General features: G+C 59.1%; 14 protein-coding genes and 1 pseudogene. 1 reads left to right on the forward strand and 14 read right to left on the reverse strand.

Annotated elements, in window-relative coordinates; all coding sequences use genetic code 11:
• Window positions 1-23 precede the first annotated feature (23 nt).
• From QCE73_RS33745 to QCE73_RS33785, 9 genes and pseudogenes are all read right to left on the reverse strand, one after another.
• Window positions 24-1418, reverse strand: a complete 1395-nt coding sequence (locus QCE73_RS33745) for an L-serine ammonia-lyase (protein ID WP_309885254.1) — start codon at window positions 1416-1418, stop codon at window positions 24-26.
• Window positions 1419-1957: 539 nt separating this feature from the next.
• Window positions 1958-3131: pseudogene (locus tag QCE73_RS33750) on the reverse strand (YbfB/YjiJ family MFS transporter).
• 341 nt (window positions 3132-3472) lie between these two features.
• On the reverse strand, window positions 3473-4945 hold the full coding sequence (locus tag QCE73_RS33755) for a cytosine permease (protein ID WP_008344992.1): 1473 nt from the start codon (window positions 4943-4945) through the stop codon (window positions 3473-3475).
• 21 nt (window positions 4946-4966) lie between these two features.
• A complete protein-coding gene (locus tag QCE73_RS33760) occupies window positions 4967-5764 on the reverse strand; it encodes a creatininase (protein ID WP_033537181.1) in 798 nt (265 codons plus the stop codon).
• Between the two features lie 309 nt (window positions 5765-6073).
• A complete protein-coding gene (purU, locus tag QCE73_RS33765; RefSeq protein WP_008344997.1) occupies window positions 6074-6955 on the reverse strand; it encodes a formyltetrahydrofolate deformylase in 882 nt (293 codons plus the stop codon).
• Between the two features lie 709 nt (window positions 6956-7664).
• Window positions 7665-9041, reverse strand: a complete 1377-nt coding sequence (locus QCE73_RS33770; protein ID WP_309885255.1) for an L-serine ammonia-lyase — start codon at window positions 9039-9041, stop codon at window positions 7665-7667.
• A 9-nt stretch (window positions 9042-9050) separates the two neighbouring features.
• Entirely contained in the window at window positions 9051-10310 is a 1260-nt protein-coding gene (glyA, locus tag QCE73_RS33775; protein WP_035504533.1) for a serine hydroxymethyltransferase, read from the reverse strand.
• 70 nt (window positions 10311-10380) lie between these two features.
• On the reverse strand, window positions 10381-11592 hold the full coding sequence (locus QCE73_RS33780; RefSeq protein ID WP_008345003.1) for a M24 family metallopeptidase: 1212 nt from the start codon (window positions 11590-11592) through the stop codon (window positions 10381-10383).
• A 338-nt stretch (window positions 11593-11930) separates the two neighbouring features.
• The gene (locus tag QCE73_RS33785; protein ID WP_008345005.1) at window positions 11931-12944 is read right to left on the reverse strand and encodes a GlxA family transcriptional regulator; all 1014 of its coding nucleotides are present in this window, start codon (window positions 12942-12944) and stop codon (window positions 11931-11933) included.
• An 832-nt stretch (window positions 12945-13776) separates the two neighbouring features.
• On the opposite strand from QCE73_RS33785, the gene QCE73_RS33790 reads away from it, so the two are divergent.
• Window positions 13777-14058, forward strand: coding sequence for a hypothetical protein (locus QCE73_RS33790; protein WP_144403842.1), 282 nt, complete (start codon window positions 13777-13779; stop codon window positions 14056-14058).
• Between the two features lie 45 nt (window positions 14059-14103).
• Here QCE73_RS33790 and QCE73_RS33795 read toward each other — a convergent pair whose 3' ends face one another.
• From QCE73_RS33795 to QCE73_RS33815, 5 genes are all read right to left on the reverse strand, one after another.
• Window positions 14104-14487: a hypothetical protein gene (locus QCE73_RS33795; RefSeq protein ID WP_008345009.1), complete on the reverse strand. Its 384-nt coding sequence runs from the start codon at window positions 14485-14487 to the stop codon at window positions 14104-14106.
• A gap of 856 nt (window positions 14488-15343) precedes the next feature.
• Window positions 15344-16198, reverse strand: a complete 855-nt coding sequence (locus QCE73_RS33800) for an IS110 family transposase (RefSeq protein ID WP_008345011.1) — start codon at window positions 16196-16198, stop codon at window positions 15344-15346.
• Window positions 16092-16496 carry a hypothetical protein gene (locus QCE73_RS33805; protein ID WP_309885257.1) on the reverse strand — a complete coding sequence of 135 codons (405 nt, stop codon included), beginning with the start codon at window positions 16494-16496 and terminating at the stop codon, window positions 16092-16094. Before QCE73_RS33805 ends, QCE73_RS33800 begins: the two co-directional genes overlap by 107 nt.
• Before the next feature lie 1192 nt (window positions 16497-17688).
• Window positions 17689-18681, reverse strand: coding sequence for a thioesterase, FlK family (locus QCE73_RS33810; protein WP_309885258.1), 993 nt, complete (start codon window positions 18679-18681; stop codon window positions 17689-17691).
• Window positions 18678-20258, reverse strand: a complete 1581-nt coding sequence (locus QCE73_RS33815; RefSeq protein WP_309885259.1) for an AMP-binding protein — start codon at window positions 20256-20258, stop codon at window positions 18678-18680. The genes QCE73_RS33810 and QCE73_RS33815 overlap by 4 nt, the downstream gene beginning before the upstream one ends.
• Window positions 20259-20399: the final 141 nt, after the last annotated feature.

Genomic DNA, 20399 nt, shown 5'->3' on the forward strand with positions numbered 1-20399 from the left:
TCTTCCTTCGTGGGGTCCTGAATTCAGCATTCGATGACGTTGACGGCGAGGCCACCGCGCGACGTCTCTTTGTATTTCGTCTTCATGTCGGCGCCGGTTTCGCGCATCGTCTTGATGACCGAATCGAGCGACACGTAGTGCGTGCCGTCGCCTTTCATGGCCATGCGCGCGGCGTTGATCGCCTTGATCGCGCCCATCGCGTTGCGCTCGATGCACGGAATCTGCACCAGCCCGCCAACCGGGTCGCAGGTCATGCCGAGGTTATGTTCCATGCCGATTTCCGCGGCGTTTTCCACTTGCGCGGGCGTGCCGCCCATCACGGCGGCGAGCGCGGCCGCGGCCATCGAGCACGCGACGCCGACTTCGCCCTGACAGCCGACTTCCGCGCCGGAGATCGAAGCCGTTTCCTTGTAAATAATGCCGATGGCCGCGGCCGTCAGAAGGAAGCGCACGATGCCGTCGTCGTTCGAGGCGTGCATGAACTTGACGTAGTAGTGCAGCACGGCGGGAATCACACCAGCGGCGCCGTTCGTCGGCGCGGTGACGACGCGCCCGCCCGCGGCGTTTTCCTCGTTGACGGCCATCGCGTAGAGATTGACCCAGTCGAGCATCGAAAGCGGATCGCGCAGCGACTCTTCGGAGCGCGAACGCAGCGACGCGGAAAGATCAGCTGCACGGCGCTTCACATGCATCGGACCAGGCAACTCGCCGTGCGCCTTGCAGCCGCGCTCGACGCACGCAGCCATCACGCGCCACACGGCGAGCAGGCCTTCGCGCGCCTCGGCTTCGGTGCGGTTCGCGCATTCGTTCTGCATCGTGATTTCGGCGATCGAGAGACCCGTGTCGCGGCAGATGCACATCAGATCGTCGCCGGTGCGGAACGGATGCGGCACCGTGTTGCCCGCGCGCAGGCCGTTCACACGATCGCCCCCGCGATTCACGACGAAGCCGCCGCCGACCGAGTAATACTCTTTCTCGACGAGCAACTGGCCGTTCTCGTCGAACGCCTGAAAGCGCATGCCGTTCGGATGCACGATGCTCGACCCCGGCGCGCCCGGCATCAGCTTGCGATAGAAGCCGATGCTTTCGCGCTCCTCGAACACGACGTCGTGCTTGCCGAGCAGCTTCAGGCGCTTTGTTGCACGGATGTCGGCCAGACGCGGTGCGATCGTGTCCGGATCGATGAGATCGGGCAGATTGCCTTCGAGCCCGAGCATCACGGCCTTGTCGGTGCCGTGGCCCTTGCCGGTCGCCCCGAGCGAGCCGAACAGTTCGGTGCGAACGCGGGTGACGAACGCGAGCAGATTTGCGTCCTCGATATTCGACGCGAAACGGCATGCCGCGATCATCGGCCCGACGGTATGCGAGCTGGACGGTCCGATGCCGATCTTGAATAAATCAAAGACGCTCACGTTCACGGGTTCTCCTCGTTTTGGTCGGGTGGGCCTGCGCCCGGTTCTCTCTCTTCACGCTCATTGGACCAAAACGCAGCTCAACTTGATAGAACAAAAACGGCACCGAGATGGGACGACGGCGTCAGGCCGCGCACAATCTAAGTTTTATGGCCTAGTCGATTCTACGTTTTGCATTCCTGACCAAAAGCAGAAGCATCGAAAGAGATCGTTGTCCGTCATGACCCTCGAAGTCTCTTCCTCAGAAAGAAACGCCCGACTTTCTATCGAGGCTCCAGCGGTCGTCTCAATGTATTTACTAAATCCGCGAACTGCTTTCTACATTACGTTCGCGAACGCTGCCACATTCGGGATTTTTGAAGCCTCGCCCGCGAGTTCATCGCTGGCATCGAGCGTGGATTGCGCTGCATCCGTTTGGGCGAGATGGGCAACGGGCCAGCCGAGTCAAACGCAAAACGCCCGTCGGTCAAGATCGCGTAGATCGGTCGCCGTCCCACAGAACATCAATCACCGAAGCCAGCAAACGGTAAAAGGCTAACGCGTATCTATGCCCCGCAGTCCCTGTTTGTCCTAACTCGCAAGGGTTTCTGCCTTGCGGCGAGGACCGCGCCTGCAGCCAGTAAAAACGCGGAGTATGCGAGTCCATGCGCCAAAGCCTGAGCCGTCAGACACCCAGCCAATTATCACGGGTCCGACAATCTGCCCGAAGGCGAACACGATCGTGAATGCGCTGATACCTGCAGTCCACTGACTGGGCGGAAGGTTGTGTCTGACAAACGCCGTCGTCGATGCGACAGCTGAGAGAAACGTCGCGCCGAATATCACGCCGGACGCGAATACTGCAGAACTATGCACGATGAGCGCGGGTATGAGCGTCGCAAACGCCAACAGTGCATTGAATATGGCCAAAGCCTGACCGCCGCGCATGTGAGCAAGCAGCCCGGACCATAAAAGGGCTGACAACACGGTCGCCGCGCCGAGAAGAATGTAGAAACTGCTCACCGTCGCGGCACTCATGCCCGCGTTGCGAAGTAGCGCAACGATGAAGGTCATGTAGCCGATATAGCCAACACCGAAGAGCCCATAGCCGGGACAGCGCAAACCCAAGACGTCGCCACTGTAGAGATTCGCCCGAAGCCCCATAAGATTTTGAGGCGGACCCAGGCGTCATGTAACCGGATTCGATCCGTCGCGCTGCCGCGATAGCAATGACCGAGAACGCGATACACGCAGACGCAAGCGCGAACCATGCGAACTGCCAACCATGCACGATCGGACGAATGGCGAGCGGGACAAGAATCGACGAAGCCACAATACCCCAACCGATGCCACCGTAATACAGCCCGAGTATGAGGCCAGAGGCGCGATGTGACATTGACGCGAGCCGCGCCGCAAGCACGCCGCCCCCGACGAAAATGAGTGCACTGCCAACGCCGGATGCAACGCGCAACATTTAGCCACCACGCTGCTGAGCGCCACCGTCGTCGCAGTTGCAATACAGCCAAAGCGGAACAGAGCGCACGGCGTCCACCGACGCGACAGACGGGGGAATGCCAGTGCTCCGAGCAAATATCCCAGTGCATTAGCGGTGTTCATCGTGCCGGCAGTGGCGAAACTCCAGCCGAGGTCCCGTTGCATCGCGGGCAGCAGCAAAGCATACGAGAAGCGAGCGAGCCCTAGTGCAACCGCGCTTCCGAGCGACAGTGCGGCCGTCAACATCAGCACACGTATCTCATCGGGTGCGCCCGCGCATGACAACGGGCTCGAGCGCTGAGATCCCACGTCCCGACCACCACCCGTTCCGACAACGCTCAGACAAGCGCCCTTCTTTGCATCTTTACGGCACATTGCTTCGTATCCGTTGCCTGCGATCCGCTTGGCAGGAGCAGATCATCTTTCTTGCACTTCCCAGTTGAGAGTCGACTCGCCGTTCGCACTCAAAAAACGTCATGTTCTTCTCTCTCCACGCGTGGCTTGATTCCGTCGTCGAGAGTGAAAGCCCGCGATGCCCCGTTGACGCACTTCTAACGGGATCGCGGGCCACCATGATACGGTCCCGTTCAGACGGAACCGGACGTCACGTCGGCAGCAGCCATCCTCACTGCGGACTGCCGAAACGACGGATGGCGTCGTGCCAAAACGAAGTAGGTCAATGCCGACAAGACCAATCCGGATTCGAAGCTCAGATCGCCCCAGCCAAGGTAGTTGCGCATCAAGGGACTGACAAAGGTCGGCGAATTAGAGAAAAGGAGCGACGCCGTGATCCCGACCAACAGAGCCACGATGCCCGGCCAAAAAATTCCCCCTGTGTACCAGTACGCACCGCTGCCCCACTTCATCCAAGCATCTGCCTGATAACGGCCACGGCGCATAAAGTAGTCAACAATCACGATAGCGGCCCACGGCGCCGTCCAGAAGACCATGTAATTCAGAAAGACCTGGTACATGTCGAAGAACTGGCCATAAAATACCGTGACCACCCGAAACCCCAGCGTGAAGAGCGCGATGATCGTAAGCGACGTCACCCGGTTGATCGGGATACGCAATGCCAGCAGTCCCAGACCAGCTGTGTAGCCGTTGGGCACATTGGCCGCAATGCCGCCCAGAATGATCGCGAACAGCAGCGGCACGATGAACCATGTCGGGAGAAAGCGGCCGAGCTGGCTGACCGGATCCTCACCGAGCGTGCCGCCCAACGCCGTCGCAAAGAGCACACCGATGATTTCGCAGAACATTAGCGCGACGAACTGCCCGCCGCCGGCAGCCAACACGATCTTCTTCCAGCTCGTTTCAGCGGGAAAGTAACGACTGTAGTCCGAGGCAAAATTCGCCCAGCCGATGGGATAAGAGAAGACGATCCCCATCGCGATCAGCCAGGTGCTGAAAGAGGCACCACCGTGATTGATGGCCGACGCGGCAGCGAGACTCGTATGCGGCAGCACGAAAGCCGCAAGTCCACCAAACAGGATCGCCAGCGCCAGCGCAATCCATTTCTCCGCCGCGATGATGGTTGCATGGCCAAAGATCGCGAGTAGGATCTCCGCCGCTAGAATAATACCGAGCGAGATCCAGACAATGGCGTGACTGTGAAACCCACCCATCTTCAACAGCGTTTCCATTGCCTGCGTGGCGACTACCGAGTTGATCGAGAACCAGCTAAGCGCCGACACGAGACTCACCGCTTTCGGCAGGAACGATCCCAACTGCCCGAACGAACTGCGCGAAGTCATGATGCCGGACGTGCCGGTACGCGGCCCCATGATTGTCGTCAAGCCGAGCACGAAACAACCCAGCAGGTTACCGACCAGAATTGCGCCGAGCGCCTGCCACAGCGACAATCCCTGCGATAGTGCTAGCGCGCCCGTCACGACCACCACGTAGTTGGTGTTAGCGCCGATCCACATCTTGAACAGCTCCGCCGGCGTACCGTGGCGATCCTTGAGCGGGATCGGATCGATGCCGTGCTGCTCAACGCTCCAGGCCTTGTCTGCTGCGACGGCGCCGTGCGCGTTACCCTTGTCGTAGTTTCCCATTGCTGTCTCCTTCCTGGCGAGTCAACCACGCGGGGCTTTCGCCCGCGCATCGTAAGCTTCGTTAAGTGCGCGCGAAATCCCCGCTACGCAGACCTCGAACAGCAACGCGCCCTTTTCTGCGGACGCGGCCGCTGCCGAAGACAGGCAACCGGACGACGGCGTCCATTCCGGAATCGGCGGAAAAACGTCGTATGGCGGAAACGTCGCGGCCCCATGCGTCGGGACGAGCGACATGTCAACCAGATGAGGATGCAGGTGCAACATCAGCGAGGTCTCCAGCACGCCACCGTGCTCGACCGCCCAGCCAGGAAAACCCTCCGGATAGATCCGCGCGATCGTTTCCTCGGTGACAAAGTCCCAGTAGGACAGCATCACGACCTGAAAATCGTTAATGCCTTCCCAACGCAGTTCACGAATCGCGAGGTCGACGCCCTCGACCGCGAACATCGAATTTTCAAAATGACCGTTAATCAGGCAGATTTTCCGCGCGCCGTGTCGCGCGAATTCCTTCAGCACGTCCTTGACCGTCGACGACAGCGTATGTCCGTCAAGACTGGTTGTGCCGCACAGGTGATTGCCGCCGCCGCTCTTTTGCTGCGACTTGTAGCCGTAGGCGATGGCCGGCGCCACCAACGCGCCGATTTTCTGACCGACTGCCACTGCAATGGCGCTCGGCAACAGCACGTCCGGGTTCATTGACATATGGGGCCCGTGCTGTTCCAGCGCACCGATCGGAATCAGGATGGGCTGGCCCTCCTGTCCAACCCGACGCGCGTATTCCGGCCACGCCAACTCTCCTATCACCACGCTCTTTTCCATGGAACTGTCCCTCCTTGTCTACGATTTCTATGAGTGTGCCGCTACAGATGCCCGTAAGTTTCCGGATCATCGTAGGCATCTCAAAATAACGGAAAGTTTTCGTACGCGACAAAAAGCTTCGCGTATTCGACGTCGAGTTCGCGAGACTAGATGGTCAAGCGATTCCGGTCAAGGAAAGGTGGTCGCAGTGCACCAAGAACGGCAGTGTGCGTAAAAACTGTTTCGCGGATATTCATTGATTGTCTCCAAATCAAAGGGAATCGCTACGGATTCGGCTCTGGCTCTTTCGGCCACTTTGCCGATTTTGGCCTACTGAAGCACGACGGTACGGTTGCCGTTGATGAACGTGCGGCGTTCGATGAACCATTTCACGGCGCGCGCAAGTGCGAGACATTCGACATCGCGACCGGTCGCCAGCAACCGCTCCGGGTGGGATGCATGATCGACGCGTTCGACGACTTGCTCGATGATCGGACCTTCGTCGAGATCATCCGTGACGAAGTGCGCCGTTGCACCGATCAGCTTTACGCCCCGCGCATGCGCCTGATGGTAGGGCTTGGCGCCCTTGAAGCCGGGCAGGAACGAGTGGTGGATGTTGATTGCCCGATTCGCCAGGCGCCTGCACAGATCGGCGGACAGCACTTGCATATAGCGCGCAAGCACGACAAGCTCAGCGCCGGTACGTTCGACTAGCGCGAGCACCTGAGCCTCCTGCTGCGACTTCGTGTCGGCGGTGAGCGGCAGGTGATGCCATGCAATGTGGTTCGCGGTTGCGAGCGGTTCCAGATCGGGATGATTCGAGATGATGCCTACGATGTCCATCTGCAGTTCCTCCATGCGCCAGCGGAACAGCAGATCGGCAAGACAATGGTCGAACTTCGACACCATGATCAGGACTTTCGGTTTTACCGACAGGTCGTGAATCGCCCATTCCATGTCGAAGCGCTTCGCGAGCGCAGCGAACCCGTCGCGTAGCGAACTGAGCTGCAGCGTCTGCGCGGATGCGCCGTGAAAGACGCAGCGAACGAAGAAGCGTGAGGTAAATTCGTCGTCGAACACGTCGAACTCGTCGATATAGCAGCTTCGCTCGTCGAGAAACCGGACCAGCGCCGCGACCTGTCCAGGTGCACTGGGACAGGCCACAGTGAGTGCGAATCGAGCCGCCGCATTATGGGAATTCGTCTTCTGCATGATGCAATCTCTCAAGTTCCGTTTTCCTTGCTGAGCCACGCGGGCACCGCGTTGTCAGAATTTCGGGACCGCCGCCTTCCAGTCGTCCGCGCGACATGGTGTTGCGGAGTGTCAGGTACCCCGTCATCGATGCATCGCATGGCTGTTGAAGCGTGCCCGAGCACGATCAACTGCAATACGCTCGACTACATCCGGGAAAGCACGCGACACCCCGCTCAATATCCGTTTCCGATCCAATTCGGAACGAGCGGCGACGCTCTGTTCGGATCGAGCATGCGATCTCAGACCTCTCGTTGACGACGCTCCCAAGTACAATCCATTTCCGTTGCCAAGGCCCACATTGGGTTCGCGGCCGGCCGGCACGTCATCATGCTCTCGACGGTTTTCAGAAACGGCGTTGCCTATGTCATCGCGAAGACCGACAAAATCGCGACGCGCTTTTTCACGCAGATAGAATCACGTGCGAATTGCGGCTCCATCTTTTTTGTCGGCTCGCCACCTAATGACCGGCGACTCGTACCACGTTTGACTGCGATCCGTTGCGCGGCCGACAGCTGGCATCCCTGATACGCTGCGGCCTGATGAACTGGGTGCACGCCGTTCAGTGGTTTGCGTTCACGCGGCGGCCGGTGTGAAGCACTGCCTGTTGTGCAGACGAAGGAGTATCAAACCGCGGCTCATCTCTCAGGTTCCTTCTCCCTCTTTGCTCTTAACATTCAATGACGTTCACGGCCAGCCCGCCGCGCGACGTCTCTTTGTATTTCGTTTTCATATCCGCGCCCGTCTCGCGCATCGTCTTGATGACTTTGTCGAGCGAAACGTAGTGCTTACCATTACCGCGCAACGCCATCCGCGCCGCATTGACCGCCTTCACCGCGCCCATTGCGTTACGCCCGATGCACGGAATCTGCACCCGACCGCCGACGGGATCGCAGGTCATACCCAGGTTGTGCTCCATGCCGATCTCGGCAGCATTTTCGACCTGCTCGGGCGAACCGCCCAGCACCGCGGCAAGTGCGGCGGCCGCCATCGAGCACGCGACACCGACCTCGCCCTGACAACCCACCTCGGCGCCAGAATTCGAAGCGTTCTCCTTATAGAGAAGTCCGATGGCGGCCGCGGTCAACAGAAACGCCACGACGCCATCGTCATTCGAACCCGGCACGAACTTGAGGTAGTACTGCAGCACGGCCGGAATGATGCCGGCCGCGCCGTTGGTAGGCGCGGTCACGATGCGCCCACCTGCAGCGTTCTCCTCGGTGACCGCCATCGCGTATAGGTTAATCCAGTCGATCATCGATAGTGGGTCGCCTACACACGCTTGCAACGGCGCCTTTAACTGACGAAAGAACGCCGGTGCACGCCGTTTGACCTTGAGCGGCCCGGGCAGCACCCCTTCCGTCGAGCAACCGCGTGCAATTGCACCGGCCATGACGTCGCGGATCTGCAGCAACCCTTCTCGTATCGCCGACGGCGTACGCCAGACTGACTCGTTCGCAAGCATCACTTCGGCGATCGACAAACCGCTTTCGCCACAGATGCGTAACAGATCGACGCCGGTTTTGAACGGGTACGGCACGCGCTTCACCGCCTGCACGCCGTTCATCCGCTTGCCGGTATCATCGACGACGAAGCCGCCGCCAACCGAATAGTACGCCTGGGTGTCGACGGGTTCGCCCTCTCGGTCGAGCGCGGTGAACCGCATTCCGTTGGGATGAAGCGGCAGCACCTCGCGACGCAAAAAAGCGATCTGCGATTTCACGTCGAATCCGATCCGCCGCACACCGGCGAGTTCGAGCGATTTCGTCTCTCGAATCTGGGCGAGGCGGCGCTCGGCATAATCGGGATCGATTGCATCGGGCAGATTCCCCTCGAGGCCAAGCAAGATCGCCTTGTCGGTGCCATGGCCCTTTCCCGTCGCGCCGAGCGAACCAAAGAGCTCCGCTCGGACCTGGCAAACCCGATCGAGCATGCCTGCATCGCGGATACGCGCCACGAAGCGACACGCGCCAATCATCGGGCCCACCGTGTGCGAACTTGATGGCCCGATGCCGATCTTGAAGAGGTCGAAAGTGCTGACGTTCATCCTTGCTTCTCACAGCCCCATATACACGGGAAACCGGGCGCACAATTGTGCAACCTGCGCGCGAACGCGCTCCTCGACCTGCGCATCGCCCAGGTTGTCGAGCACGTCGCAAATAAGTGTGGCGGTCTGCGCAGCGTCGTCTTCACGGAAACCGCGCGTGGTGATGGCCGGCGTGCCGATGCGGATACCGCTCGTCACGAACGGCGACTGCGGATCGTTCGGCACGGTGTTCTTGTTGACTGTGATGTGTGCACGGCCCAGCGCGGCATCGGCATCCTTGCCTGTAAGGCCTTTCGCGATCAGGCTCACGAGAAAAAGGTGATCATCGGTCCCACCGGACACCACGTCATAGCCGCGCTCACCGAACACGGCGGCCATCGCCCGCGCATTGGCTAGCGTGCGAGTCTGATAGTCGACAAACTCCGGACCGAGCGCCTCCTTGAATGCCACCGCTTTTGCCGCGATCACATGCATCAGCGGGCCACCCTGCGTCCCGGGGAAAACCATCGAATTCAGCTTCTTCTCGATTTCGCCATTAGCGCGTGCGAGAATCAGGCCGCCACGCGGACCGCGCAGCGTCTTGTGCGTGGTCGTCGTCACCACGTCGGCAAACGGAACCGGATTCGGGTACAGACCCGCCGCAACCAGTCCCGCTACGTGCGCCATATCGACGAAGAGATACGCGCCGACGCGATCGGCAATCGAACGGAAGCGCGCGAAATCCAGCACGCGGGAGTAGGCGGAGAAGCCTGCAACGATCATTTTCGGCTTGTGCTCGAGCGCGAGGCGCTCGACTTCGTCGTAGTCGATGAGGCCCGTTTGCGCATCGACGCCGTACTGTACGGCATTGAACACCTTGCCTGAAAAGGACACTTTCGCGCCGTGTGTGAGATGGCCGCCATGGGCGAGGCTCATGCCAAGAATCGTATCGCCGGGCGTAATTAAGGCCAAATAGACTGCGGCATTCGCTTGCGAACCGCTGTGCGGCTGCACGTTCGCGTAGTGAGCCGCAAAAAGCTGCTTTGCCCGTCCAATTGCCAGCGACTCGACTACGTCGACGTGTTCGCAGCCGCCGTAGTAGCGCTTACCCGGATAGCCTTCGGCGTATTTATTCGTCAGTACTGAGCCCTGCGCTTCCAGCACGCGCGGACTCGTGTAATTTTCAGACGCGATCAGCTCGATGTGATCTTCCTGGCGCTGTCGCTCAAGGCGCATCGCGTCAGCCAGTTCCGGATCAAACCCGGCAATCGTTTGTTCTCTGGAAAACATTGAAGCGGTCTCCTGCTACATCATGGGATGCCTGCGGCCTAAGCCGCAGGAGGACTGAAATGTAGCCTCGTCAGGCCTTGATGATGTTGTGCTCCGGACCGTACTTGAATCCGGTGATGTTAGTCGCTTCTTTCTCGCCGACCACCAGGATGTCGTGCTCGCGGTAGCCGCCCGCACCAGGCAGGCCCTGCGGCACCATGATCATCGGCTCCATCGAGACGACCATGTTCGGTTCAAGGATGGTGTCGATGTCTTCGCGCAGTTCCAGACCGGCTTCGCGGCCGTAGTAGTGCGAGAGTACGCCGAAGGAGTGCCCGTAGCCAAACGTGCGGTATTGCAGCAAGTTGTACTCGGCGTAAATCTTGTTCAACTCGTGGGCGATATCACTGCAGCGCGCACCCGGTTTGATCAGCTTGAGGCCCGCCTCGTGCACTTCAACGTTGACCTTCCACAGACGCAGATGCTCATCGGAGCAGTGGTCGAAGAACATCGTGCGTTCGAGCGCCGTGTAGTAACCGGCAATCATCGAGAAGCAATTCAGACTCAGAATGTCGCCCTTCTGCACCTTGCGCGTCGTGACGGGATTGTGGGCGCCGTCGGTATTGATGCCGGACTGGAACCACGTCCACGTGTCCATCAACTCCGAGTCCGGAAAACGCTTGGCGATCTCGCGCACCATCGCCTGCGTTGACGCAAGTGCCACTTCGTGCTCGGGCACGCCTTCGTGCACCGCTGCTGCAAGCGCCGCGCCGCCTACGTCGCAGACATTCGCGCCGTGCGTGATGACTGCGATTTCTTCCGCCGACTTGATCATGCGCATACGCATGGTCTGCGCGCTAATATCGACGAATTCGACCGAAGGCAGCGCTGCCTTCAGTTTGGCCAATACTTCGACGGGAACCTGGTCGAATTCGACGCCCACGCGACCCTTGTTGTCGATCTCGCCTTGCACCGCGCGGAAGAAGTTGTCGCGCTGCCAGTCGGTGTAGACCACGTTGTAGTCACCGACCGTGCGACGCCACGGTTGTCCGCCATCGATGTTGGCCGAGATGGACACGACCTTTTTCGGCGTCACGACGAGGCCGTACTTGCGGCCGAACGAGCAGTAGAGGAAATCCGCGTAGTAGTTGATGTTGTGATACGACGTGAACAGCACGGCGTCGATATTCTCACGTGCCATCAACTCGCGCAGCTTGCCTTGGCGGTTGACGTACTCCGCGTCCGAAAAGGTGTGCTTAACCTTCTCGCCGTTCTCGATGCGAATCAGACTTTCCATTTTCATGCGCTCGCTCCTTGGTAAAAGCACAGGGGGTATGAGCGAATAGTAGAGATTAGGCGAATTTGAACATTTCTCCATTCGACGTGACCCTTTTCCGTTTCGACATTCAGGGTTAACCACAGGAAGTACGCATACGGGTATGTCCGGATGACATGGCACCCGCTCAGGGTTTTGGCGGAAGCGAGCAGAAGGAGAGAGGTACGCGAATGCGGCTCCCGTAGCGAGCGTGCGGACGGCCCACGAAGGCCTGACTTATCTCGTTGACCTAAGAGTGTGTGTGCCCGTAGCGGAGCACACATCGCGCCGAATGATCTCGGGTGCGTTCGTACTGAGTGCGCTTTTTAGAGTGCGTTTTGATAGCGTCGGCGATCGACGCTAGGCGAGATTTGGAACAGCGCTTTGTAGCGGGTGGCAAAATGCGTCATCGACGTGAAGCCAGTACGGGCACAGACCTCTTCAAGCGGCTTCGCAGTTCGGTAAAGCAATTGCCGCGCTCGCAGCAAACGTATTTCGAGATACGCTTGCGCCGGAGTCTTGCCAAGCCGTTCATGAAACCAGCGTTCGAGCTGCCGTTGCGAAACGCGCAGATACGACGCAATCTCGGCTACCGAAAGCGTTTCCTCCACATTGCTTTCCATCATTTGCAATGCGTCATCGAGCTTGGCATGTTCGGCACCCATGTACTGGCGCAACGAAGTGCGTTGGTGCTGCTCGTGGCTCCGCCGTTCAGCGACGAGCAATTCGAGGACGCGCGCCGCGAGTGAGCGGCTACCCGGCGCCATGCCCAGCAGGTGAACCATCAGGTCGAGCGGCGCTATACCTCCACTGCAGGTATAGCGGTCCCGATCGACCTCATACAGGTGATTCGACACTGTGAGCTTGGGAAATTGCTCCATCAGAACGTCTTGATCTTCCCAATGGATCGTGCACCGATAGCCGTTCAGCAGCCCGGCACGCGCAAGGAAGAAGCTGCCTGTATCGAGACCGCCGAGCGCCGCGCCGTGGCGCGCCCGGACTCGCAACCAGTCGAGCACCGAGCCAATGCCTCTGCGCGGAATGGGATTCGGCCCGACCACGAAGACAGCGTCGAAGTTGTCGCTCTCAGACATCGAGACATCGGGAAGTACGCGTATCCCATCGCTTGAGACTGCCACGTGTCCATTGGGTGCGATCAACTGGTAATCGTAGACACGTCGTCCGACAACCATGTTTGCGATTCGCAACGGATCGACGGCGGCACTGAGCGCAATCAGCGAAAAGTTCTCGAGAAGCAAGAAACCGTATTTTGTGACGCGCAGATCATGGATTCCGTCCGGCTGTCTTTCTTCTGACATGGAATTGATTGTCGGTGGCATGATAGAGCGGTTATTCGTGGCAATGCCATCATAGTTGCCCGACCGGGCGTGACACAACAGCAGACGCGCTCGGACGTCACTATCACAAGCGGCCGAGGGATTTGGCTTTCGACCGGTACTGACGCGTATAACTATGGCACCGAGTGCGATTGGAGCACGGTGGACTTATCGGTTGGCCCTCCAAAGTGCCCTACCAAGTGTCCACGTTTGGATGGCCTTCGGAACGACCGTACCGTCTGCTCGTTGCGAGAGACGGCGTCGGTTCGTCAGATCCAAAGCTCTCATTCTCGTTAGACCGTGCCCTCAGCGTCCACTCGTACGGGGCGCTTTATGAACCAAGTCCGATATCCTCGTCCGATCGTTGACAAGGTTCCCGCGACGGCGAGCGCTCGATCTGGATCAAGCCGTCGGTCGCCCGAGTCGAATGTGGAGCTCCCGTCGTGAGGGCGATGCCAAGGGATACGGTCCATCTGCCGTAACAGTTGTGTCCGCCGATGCTCGCGTCGATAGTGGGCGACCATGAAAATGGCGCCCGCCAGCAGGACCGCGAATCCCATCACCATAATTATGTACCTTTCATCCATCTCGAGCTCCTGCTAACCGGCGCTGTCTGCCGTCATTTACGCGTTGCCATTCAGTCGATTAATATCCCGACCGCGATCCATCTGCCTCCCGGTCCTTCAACATACCTAATTTGTGATCCGTACAAGCAGGCCCGGCGCTACACGTGACATGCTGGGATACCTTCCGTATGTGACAGTCATGGACGGATAGATCTAGGCGGGGGACACGTATGTCTCGGGCAGGCATAAAGATTACAGATGTCTGTGCAATGGTTGTCATTCCATACGTCCAGCCAGGAATCGTCAAAAAAAATAATGCGGTCAATGCCGCCGGCCTCGACAATTTGGCGCACAGCCTCACGGTTCACGAACGCGCCCGGCCGCTCGTCCGGGAAAACGACTTGCATAAGCGGGCCGAAGTGCTCGGTGACTTCACTGAAACTCGCGCGCCGCGACGGATCAGCTACGCCCAACCAGAACAGCAGTGCTGCCCTTGGACATGCAGGATCACGAACCACGAAGCGCAAGACCTGGTTCCCGGGAAATATTGATATCGTTTGCATGACTAAACACCTCGCTAAAAATTCTTGGCCGCTTCAAGGCTGCCGCGGAAAGTCCTCCATACGGCTAACGTTTCTTGCGTTCTTTTCCAGTTCATGGTCGACCCAGATTCTTCCCCATCTCATCGCATAACGCAGGGCCTGCGTAGCGTCGTAGAATTGATCCAGCGCGCGAAAATGACGTGATGCGAACCCCGGCCGAACGATGACCAGATCGGCGGCATAGAGTTCGTCAGTCGTCGGCCTTGCAAGCGCATTCAGGCGGTAGCCTTCGTGTTCGGCACAACAGTCGAGCGGTTCAACGCGTCTCGAATGGGCAGCTACGGTCCGCCTCTCACCGGCAGATTGACCGGTGATTGAAATGACGCGTGTCGCCCCAAACATCGGTGTCTCTTTTGAACGGTTCATTTGGATATCCATGCTTTTCCTAATTGCTAGAGAAAGCCCCCGTTGAATCGGGCACGCAGCAAACGGCCCAATTGCAGCGCAACGGGTATCGATTCGAATGTGGCACACGACTACGCATACGCGGACGTGCTTGCGCTCGCGGCCCTTCTATGAAGGGCGCGACGGCGCACGGTCGTGAACGGCCATCTGAGATGGGAGCCCGGCCTTCGCTGTACTGTTTCTTTTTAAGCGAAGAGCCGGGCCGGAGGAAGTGCTGACTTGCCCGCGAGACCACCGCGGCTCCGGGTGCCTGTCACGGCCTCCGCCTTGGTGCGCCGATAGATGCCCCTGCCGGCCTGGGCTGGAAGGGAAAACGGCGCGATGAGAAAGGTCGAGACAAAAGACACGGCTATAGTTCGAAAGCGATTAGTTGGCTGAACATTCGAAATGCATCAGCACCATTAAAGCCTGTTTCCGACAATAATGCAAGGCAAGTGAAAGCTATGAAGAATCAGCCGCAGCCTTGCGGCTAATGCAGCGATACTGTAGGCTTCTATGGGGCATTGAAAGTCAAGCCTTTTCGCGGTCCGTTTTTACGTCAGTCATCTCCCATGGATCACCTCGTCTGATGTTATGGAATCCTCCGTATCGTATCAAGGGAACGTTTCACAGCAGTTGAGGCTGGGGTGTCTCAAGTCCGGAGATTTGACCGGACCAACTTCTATCCGTGCCGGCACGAGACCGGGCACCACATACCGCATGCGCAAGGCGCTGGAACCACCCCATTATGGACGCGCCCCATCTAGAACTACGGTTATCCGATGGGTAACCCACCTACTGTCCGGGCGCGCTCAACCTTCAGACGCTGTTACCGCTCGACGTTGGCTGTTCAAGTCGCCGTCACCTTACTTGCCGGTGACTTGAGGGTTGCCCCGAGGGGAATCTCACCGAATTCCAGATAGCGCCATAGTGCGACCGACAGACGTCGCGCAAGCGCCACAATGCCGATGCGTCGGACACGCTTGCCACCGCCTGCGAAGCGCTCCTTGAACCAGTGGCTTAGCTGGCTAGCGGGCTGGAAACGCAACCAACTCCAGGCTAGTTCCACCATCAGCCATCGGGCTCGCCTGTTGCCGATTTTGCTGATGCCCTGCTCAACTTCACTGGTACCGCTGGCATACGGGGTTGGCGCCAGACCTAGGCAGCCGGCCACTTCGCGGCGGTTGTGAAACTGTCGCCAGCCGAACAGTTCCCTGACCAGCGTCCAGGCGCTGCCTGCTCCGATACCTGCAAGGCGCGCGAGTAACGCGATTGCTGGTTGAGCGCCGCTGCGAACCTCACGCTGCTGCTGCGCCTCGAGCGTCCTGATCTGGCTGGCAGCAAGCGTCAGCCGATCGCATTCGCGGTCGATCTCGGCGCGCACACCTGGCAACAAACGGGTGGCGTTCTGTGCCCACCAATGCGTCCACGCACGCCCACCGATGCGCTCGACCCGCAGGTTGTGGAGTACCAGCAGCGAGCGGATCCGGTTGCTGTGGGCGGTACGTTCCTGCCTCAGGCGATCGAGCTCACGGTGTACCCGCCGGCCATCCTCCTGTTCGGGAGTCGGGATGCGCGCGACTGCCCACACCCGGCATTCACCCGCGTAGTAACGCATCAGCATCGACAGCAGTTTGTCGCTGTCGAGACGGTCGGTCTTGGCGCGGCGCCTGCGCCGGTTCACTTCGATACTGGCCGAGTCCACCACCAGGTTCGTGATCTGAATGTTCCTCCAGGCAGCGGTGCAGCCAGAAACCGTCGCGCCCGGCTTCGTAACAGCTGCGCACCGGAGCCTCGGCGGCCAGATGACAGCGGACCTTGACCTTCGCAATCGCCGTGAAGACTGCGGCCGTATCGCCGGCGGCTACTGTGTAGCGGCTCGGCGCGCGCACCCCATCACCCAGCGAAAGCTTCCAACTCCTGTCGCCCAGCTCGAAGGCGACATACAGCGTTCCGGTGATGGTTGTATTCTGCCCGTGAAGGGCTGTGCGAGGCGCATTCATTTGCGTACTCCTCTCGGAAAACGGGTATCGGAATCCTCGTTTTACTCCAGGAGGCTTACTTCCGCGGCCCTTCCATAGTATCTAGGCATCTAATGAATGGACGAGGCTGCCGGCTGTAACGTCGGTCCCGCTCTCATCCGACTGGCGCAGTTCGCGTCGGCGCGGAATGCCGTCAACGTCCCGCTGTTGCAGGTCGGGTAGTTCATTCGAGTGCTCCGACGAAGGCCGAGGGAAGGCATGCACTTGCCTTTATAAAGCAAGCAAGGTTTAATGGACTCGTCACCTTGCCGCTCCTACAGGAGCCGTCCTTTCTCGGGCCGAAAAGTGTTGCTTTGTTTATTATTTTCCGCCAGATCAGCCCTCACTCGGCATAGCCAAGGAGCCGGCAACTGCGCACGAGAACCCAGAAATGGCAAAACACGTCCCTAGCCGCGTCTGGTCCGCGGACAAGTCCGCGCTTCTTGTTGCCCGGCGCTCCGCCTAATCACCAAACGGTAGCGACAGCGGAAGCCGGGCCAAGCCTCGCACGTCTCATACAGTCGATTCGGTGATTGGGCATCGAGCTGGTGAGGACAAACGCCCTCTGATCACACTCGACCGTCCGATCTTTTGTCGACCTTTCACCACCTTTAGCCCCGCTTGGGCAGAGCGTCTCTAACACTACAGCCGTAGTTATTTTTCCTATACTAAGTTAGTATTACTACTTTGTATAGGGCCATGAAAGAGATTGCTAAAGCATGGGAACGTGAACTGGATGAATTGCATGAGAGGTTGGCTGGCCTGTTCAGGCGCGCTGAACCGAGACAGCGTTCGCGAGCCTATCTAAAAGGTTTGCTTGGTACGGTCGGGGTGCCCTCAAGAAACGGATTTTTTCGTACGCTAAGCACTCGGACCGAGCGTTTCGAGTGTCTCTGCGCGACCCGAATCTGTCCTTCCGTCTCTTAGCTTCGAATGGACGAAAGCTACGCAGTCGCTCGCGCGTGCGACATCCTTCGCGTCGAATCCAACAACGTCGTCCCAGACCTACCCATATCGCGGTATCACTCTGAGGTCTTGTCGTTCGGTCGTCGGCGTATTGATCTCCAGTACCCTTAAACCTCAGCATTTCTTATTAAGAAGCAGTTTCCGCTTGTTCCAACACATGAACTCAGAGAAACCGCAAACCCCATTCCGATTGACACCGGGAGTCACATCAGCTTTCCGTCATAGAATTAACGAGAAAATTGTCCAACATCTCAAGTCGATCATTGCCCCAGAATAGTCGATCATCAGCCAGGAACGAGGGCGCGCCGAATACGCCTCGGGCTATCGCATCGTCGGTATTCTTCTCGATCAATTCCTTGTATCGCGATGAAATCGCGGCAGCCGCGAGTTCGCGAGCATTCAGGCCGACAGATTCGCCAATTCTCTCGAGCGTCGGCAGATCACTGATGTCACTGCTTTCCGACCAGTACGCGCGCATGGTCGCCCTCACAAACTCATGCGCCTTGCCTTGTTCGGCTGCGTAAAAACTACATCTAAGCGCGCGGGACGGGCGCAGCGGAAAATCAGGGTGATACCGGATTACGAGGTTCCGCTGTTTCGCCCAGTCCTGCATGTCCTGCATGAACCAGCGGACGAACGCGTCGGACGCCTCCAGCGGTCGCCGTCCGTCGATGCGATCAATCAGGTTCGCGAGATGCATCGGCCTCCAGACAATCTGACGACCGTGCTTCGCCGCGATCTGCACGAAGCGGTCGATTGCGAGATAGCACCACGGGCTGTGAAAGTCGAAGAAAAATTCGACCGGTGTCCGATCGGCTGAAGGCGCTATCGGTGTGGAAAATCGCGCGAGGTCGACGAGCGTCCGCTCATGCCAGCCAGACATGATCACGCGTTCGCGCTGTTCGACACGCACGCCGAAACGAATGACGCGGCCTGCCACGGATTCGACGGTCGATTCGCAGACCATGGCGATTCCCGGCCACGCCGCCGCAATGTGTTTCACTTCCACCGACGTGCCGACGGAACCCCATCCTACTTCATAAGCGTTCCTGATGTTCAGATGGCAGGTCTGTTCGACAAACGCGATCGTTGCCGGCGTTGAGACTGCCGCCACGCCCGTGTTCCCTATTGAGGCAGCGGTATCGGCATCCGTCGGAAGGTACTCGCCGGCGAAATGCCGGCCTGCCTCGACCCTGCTCATGTGAGCTCCTTCAGCCGGCCTTCTTTCGCCGCTACCTGGAGCTGACGTTTGATGATTTTCCCGCTAGACGTCATCGGCCATTCGGAAACCGAAAACACCCTGGCAGGATGTTTGAACCCCGCGATCCTGCCGCGACAGAATTGCCTGAGATCGGCCGGTGTCAGCAAAGCGTCTGACTCGATCGCTGCTGCGACGATCTCACCGTAGTAGTGATCGGGCACAGCGAAAACTGCAATCTCCCGGATGTCCGGATGCTCTCTCAGCAGGTTCTCGACCTCGACCGGGTACACATTCTCACCGCCCCGGATGATCACGTCGCGCAGCCGCCCTCCCACCAGTTCGACCCGTCCGTCATGGCGCAGGCAGCCGAGATCGCCTGTCTGCATCCAGCCATCGCTGTCGATGGTTCGATCCGTCTCGACAGGGTCATCGTGATAGCCGAGCATAACCATCGGGCCGCGCACTTCGAGCTGTCCCACTTCACCATTGCCGAGCGGCACGCGGGTATGGACATCGGTGACACGCACTTCCATGCCGTTCAGCGGCAGTCCGGCCGTGCGCATGCGCTGGGGACTCGCGGCGTCGTCGAGAGAAATCAGCGTGCTCGCTTCGGTCTGGCCATAAACCTGAACCAGCCCCTGCATGGGGAATTCGCGCGCGTACCGCTCGAGCAGCGCCGGATCGCAATCGGCGCCGCCGCAAGTGCCCGTTCTCAGTGAACCGAGGTCATAATCCGCGCGCCGGGGATGGTTCAGCATCGCAAGATAGGAGGTCGGCACGCCAGTCAGCACAGTGCACCGCTCGTTCTCGATCAGCTGCAACATGCGTTCCGCGTCGAATGCACTGATACCTACGTATGTCGCCCCGGCGAGCAGCGCCGCGAGCGAGTTCATGATGCAACCCGCGCAATGAAAAAGCGGGATGATCGAAGTCCAGCGATCGCCCGGAATGACACCTAGACGCTCGATCGTCCCCTGAGCGTTGCGCAGCATGCCGTCGAAACACAGTTCCGCGCCCTTCGGCCGGCCGGTCGTGCCAGACGTGTACTGGATGCTTGCGCAGTCGCGTATGTTCCACCGCCATACGTCTACCGCTTGCCCGCTATGCTCGTCGAGAAGCACCTGATACGAAAGCGTATCCGGCGACCGGGCCGTAGTGCCGTCGAAATTCACCACGACACGCAAATGTTCCAGTTGCGGTCGAAGGTCTTCGATAATCGACAGATATTCATTGGCCCGAAACCGCTCCGACAGGAGGATGGCGGCTACACCTGCGTGCATCAGCACATGCCGTACGTCTTCAGCGCGGAAATGTGTGTTGACCGGGACCATCACGGCGCCGATCGCTGCGATCGCAACCTGCGCAACCGGCCACTCGATGCGATTCTCCGCCCAGATTGCAACTCTCTCGCCTGGACGAACGCCGGCGTGTTGCAGCGCGGACGCAAGCGCGTGCACGTCTTGCAGCCATTGCGCGAACGTCAGACGCCGGCCTGTCTCGGGAAACACAAGGCCCTCGTGGTCGGGAAAGCGGGCGAAACAGTGAAGCAGGGCCTGGTAGGGATCGTGTACTTGCATATCGTCGAATCTCTGTTTATGTCGAGCACGTCAGCGGCTCAATTCGGTAGGGATGGTCAGATGTTCGGACTGCGCACGGCGGCGCTTTCTGGCGACGAGGCCATACAGCAATCCCGTCGCGGCTAGCCCGATCACCCAGGA

The organism is Caballeronia sp. LZ029 (assembly GCF_031451275.1).
Classification (GTDB): Bacteria; Pseudomonadota; Gammaproteobacteria; order Burkholderiales; family Burkholderiaceae; genus Caballeronia; species Caballeronia jiangsuensis.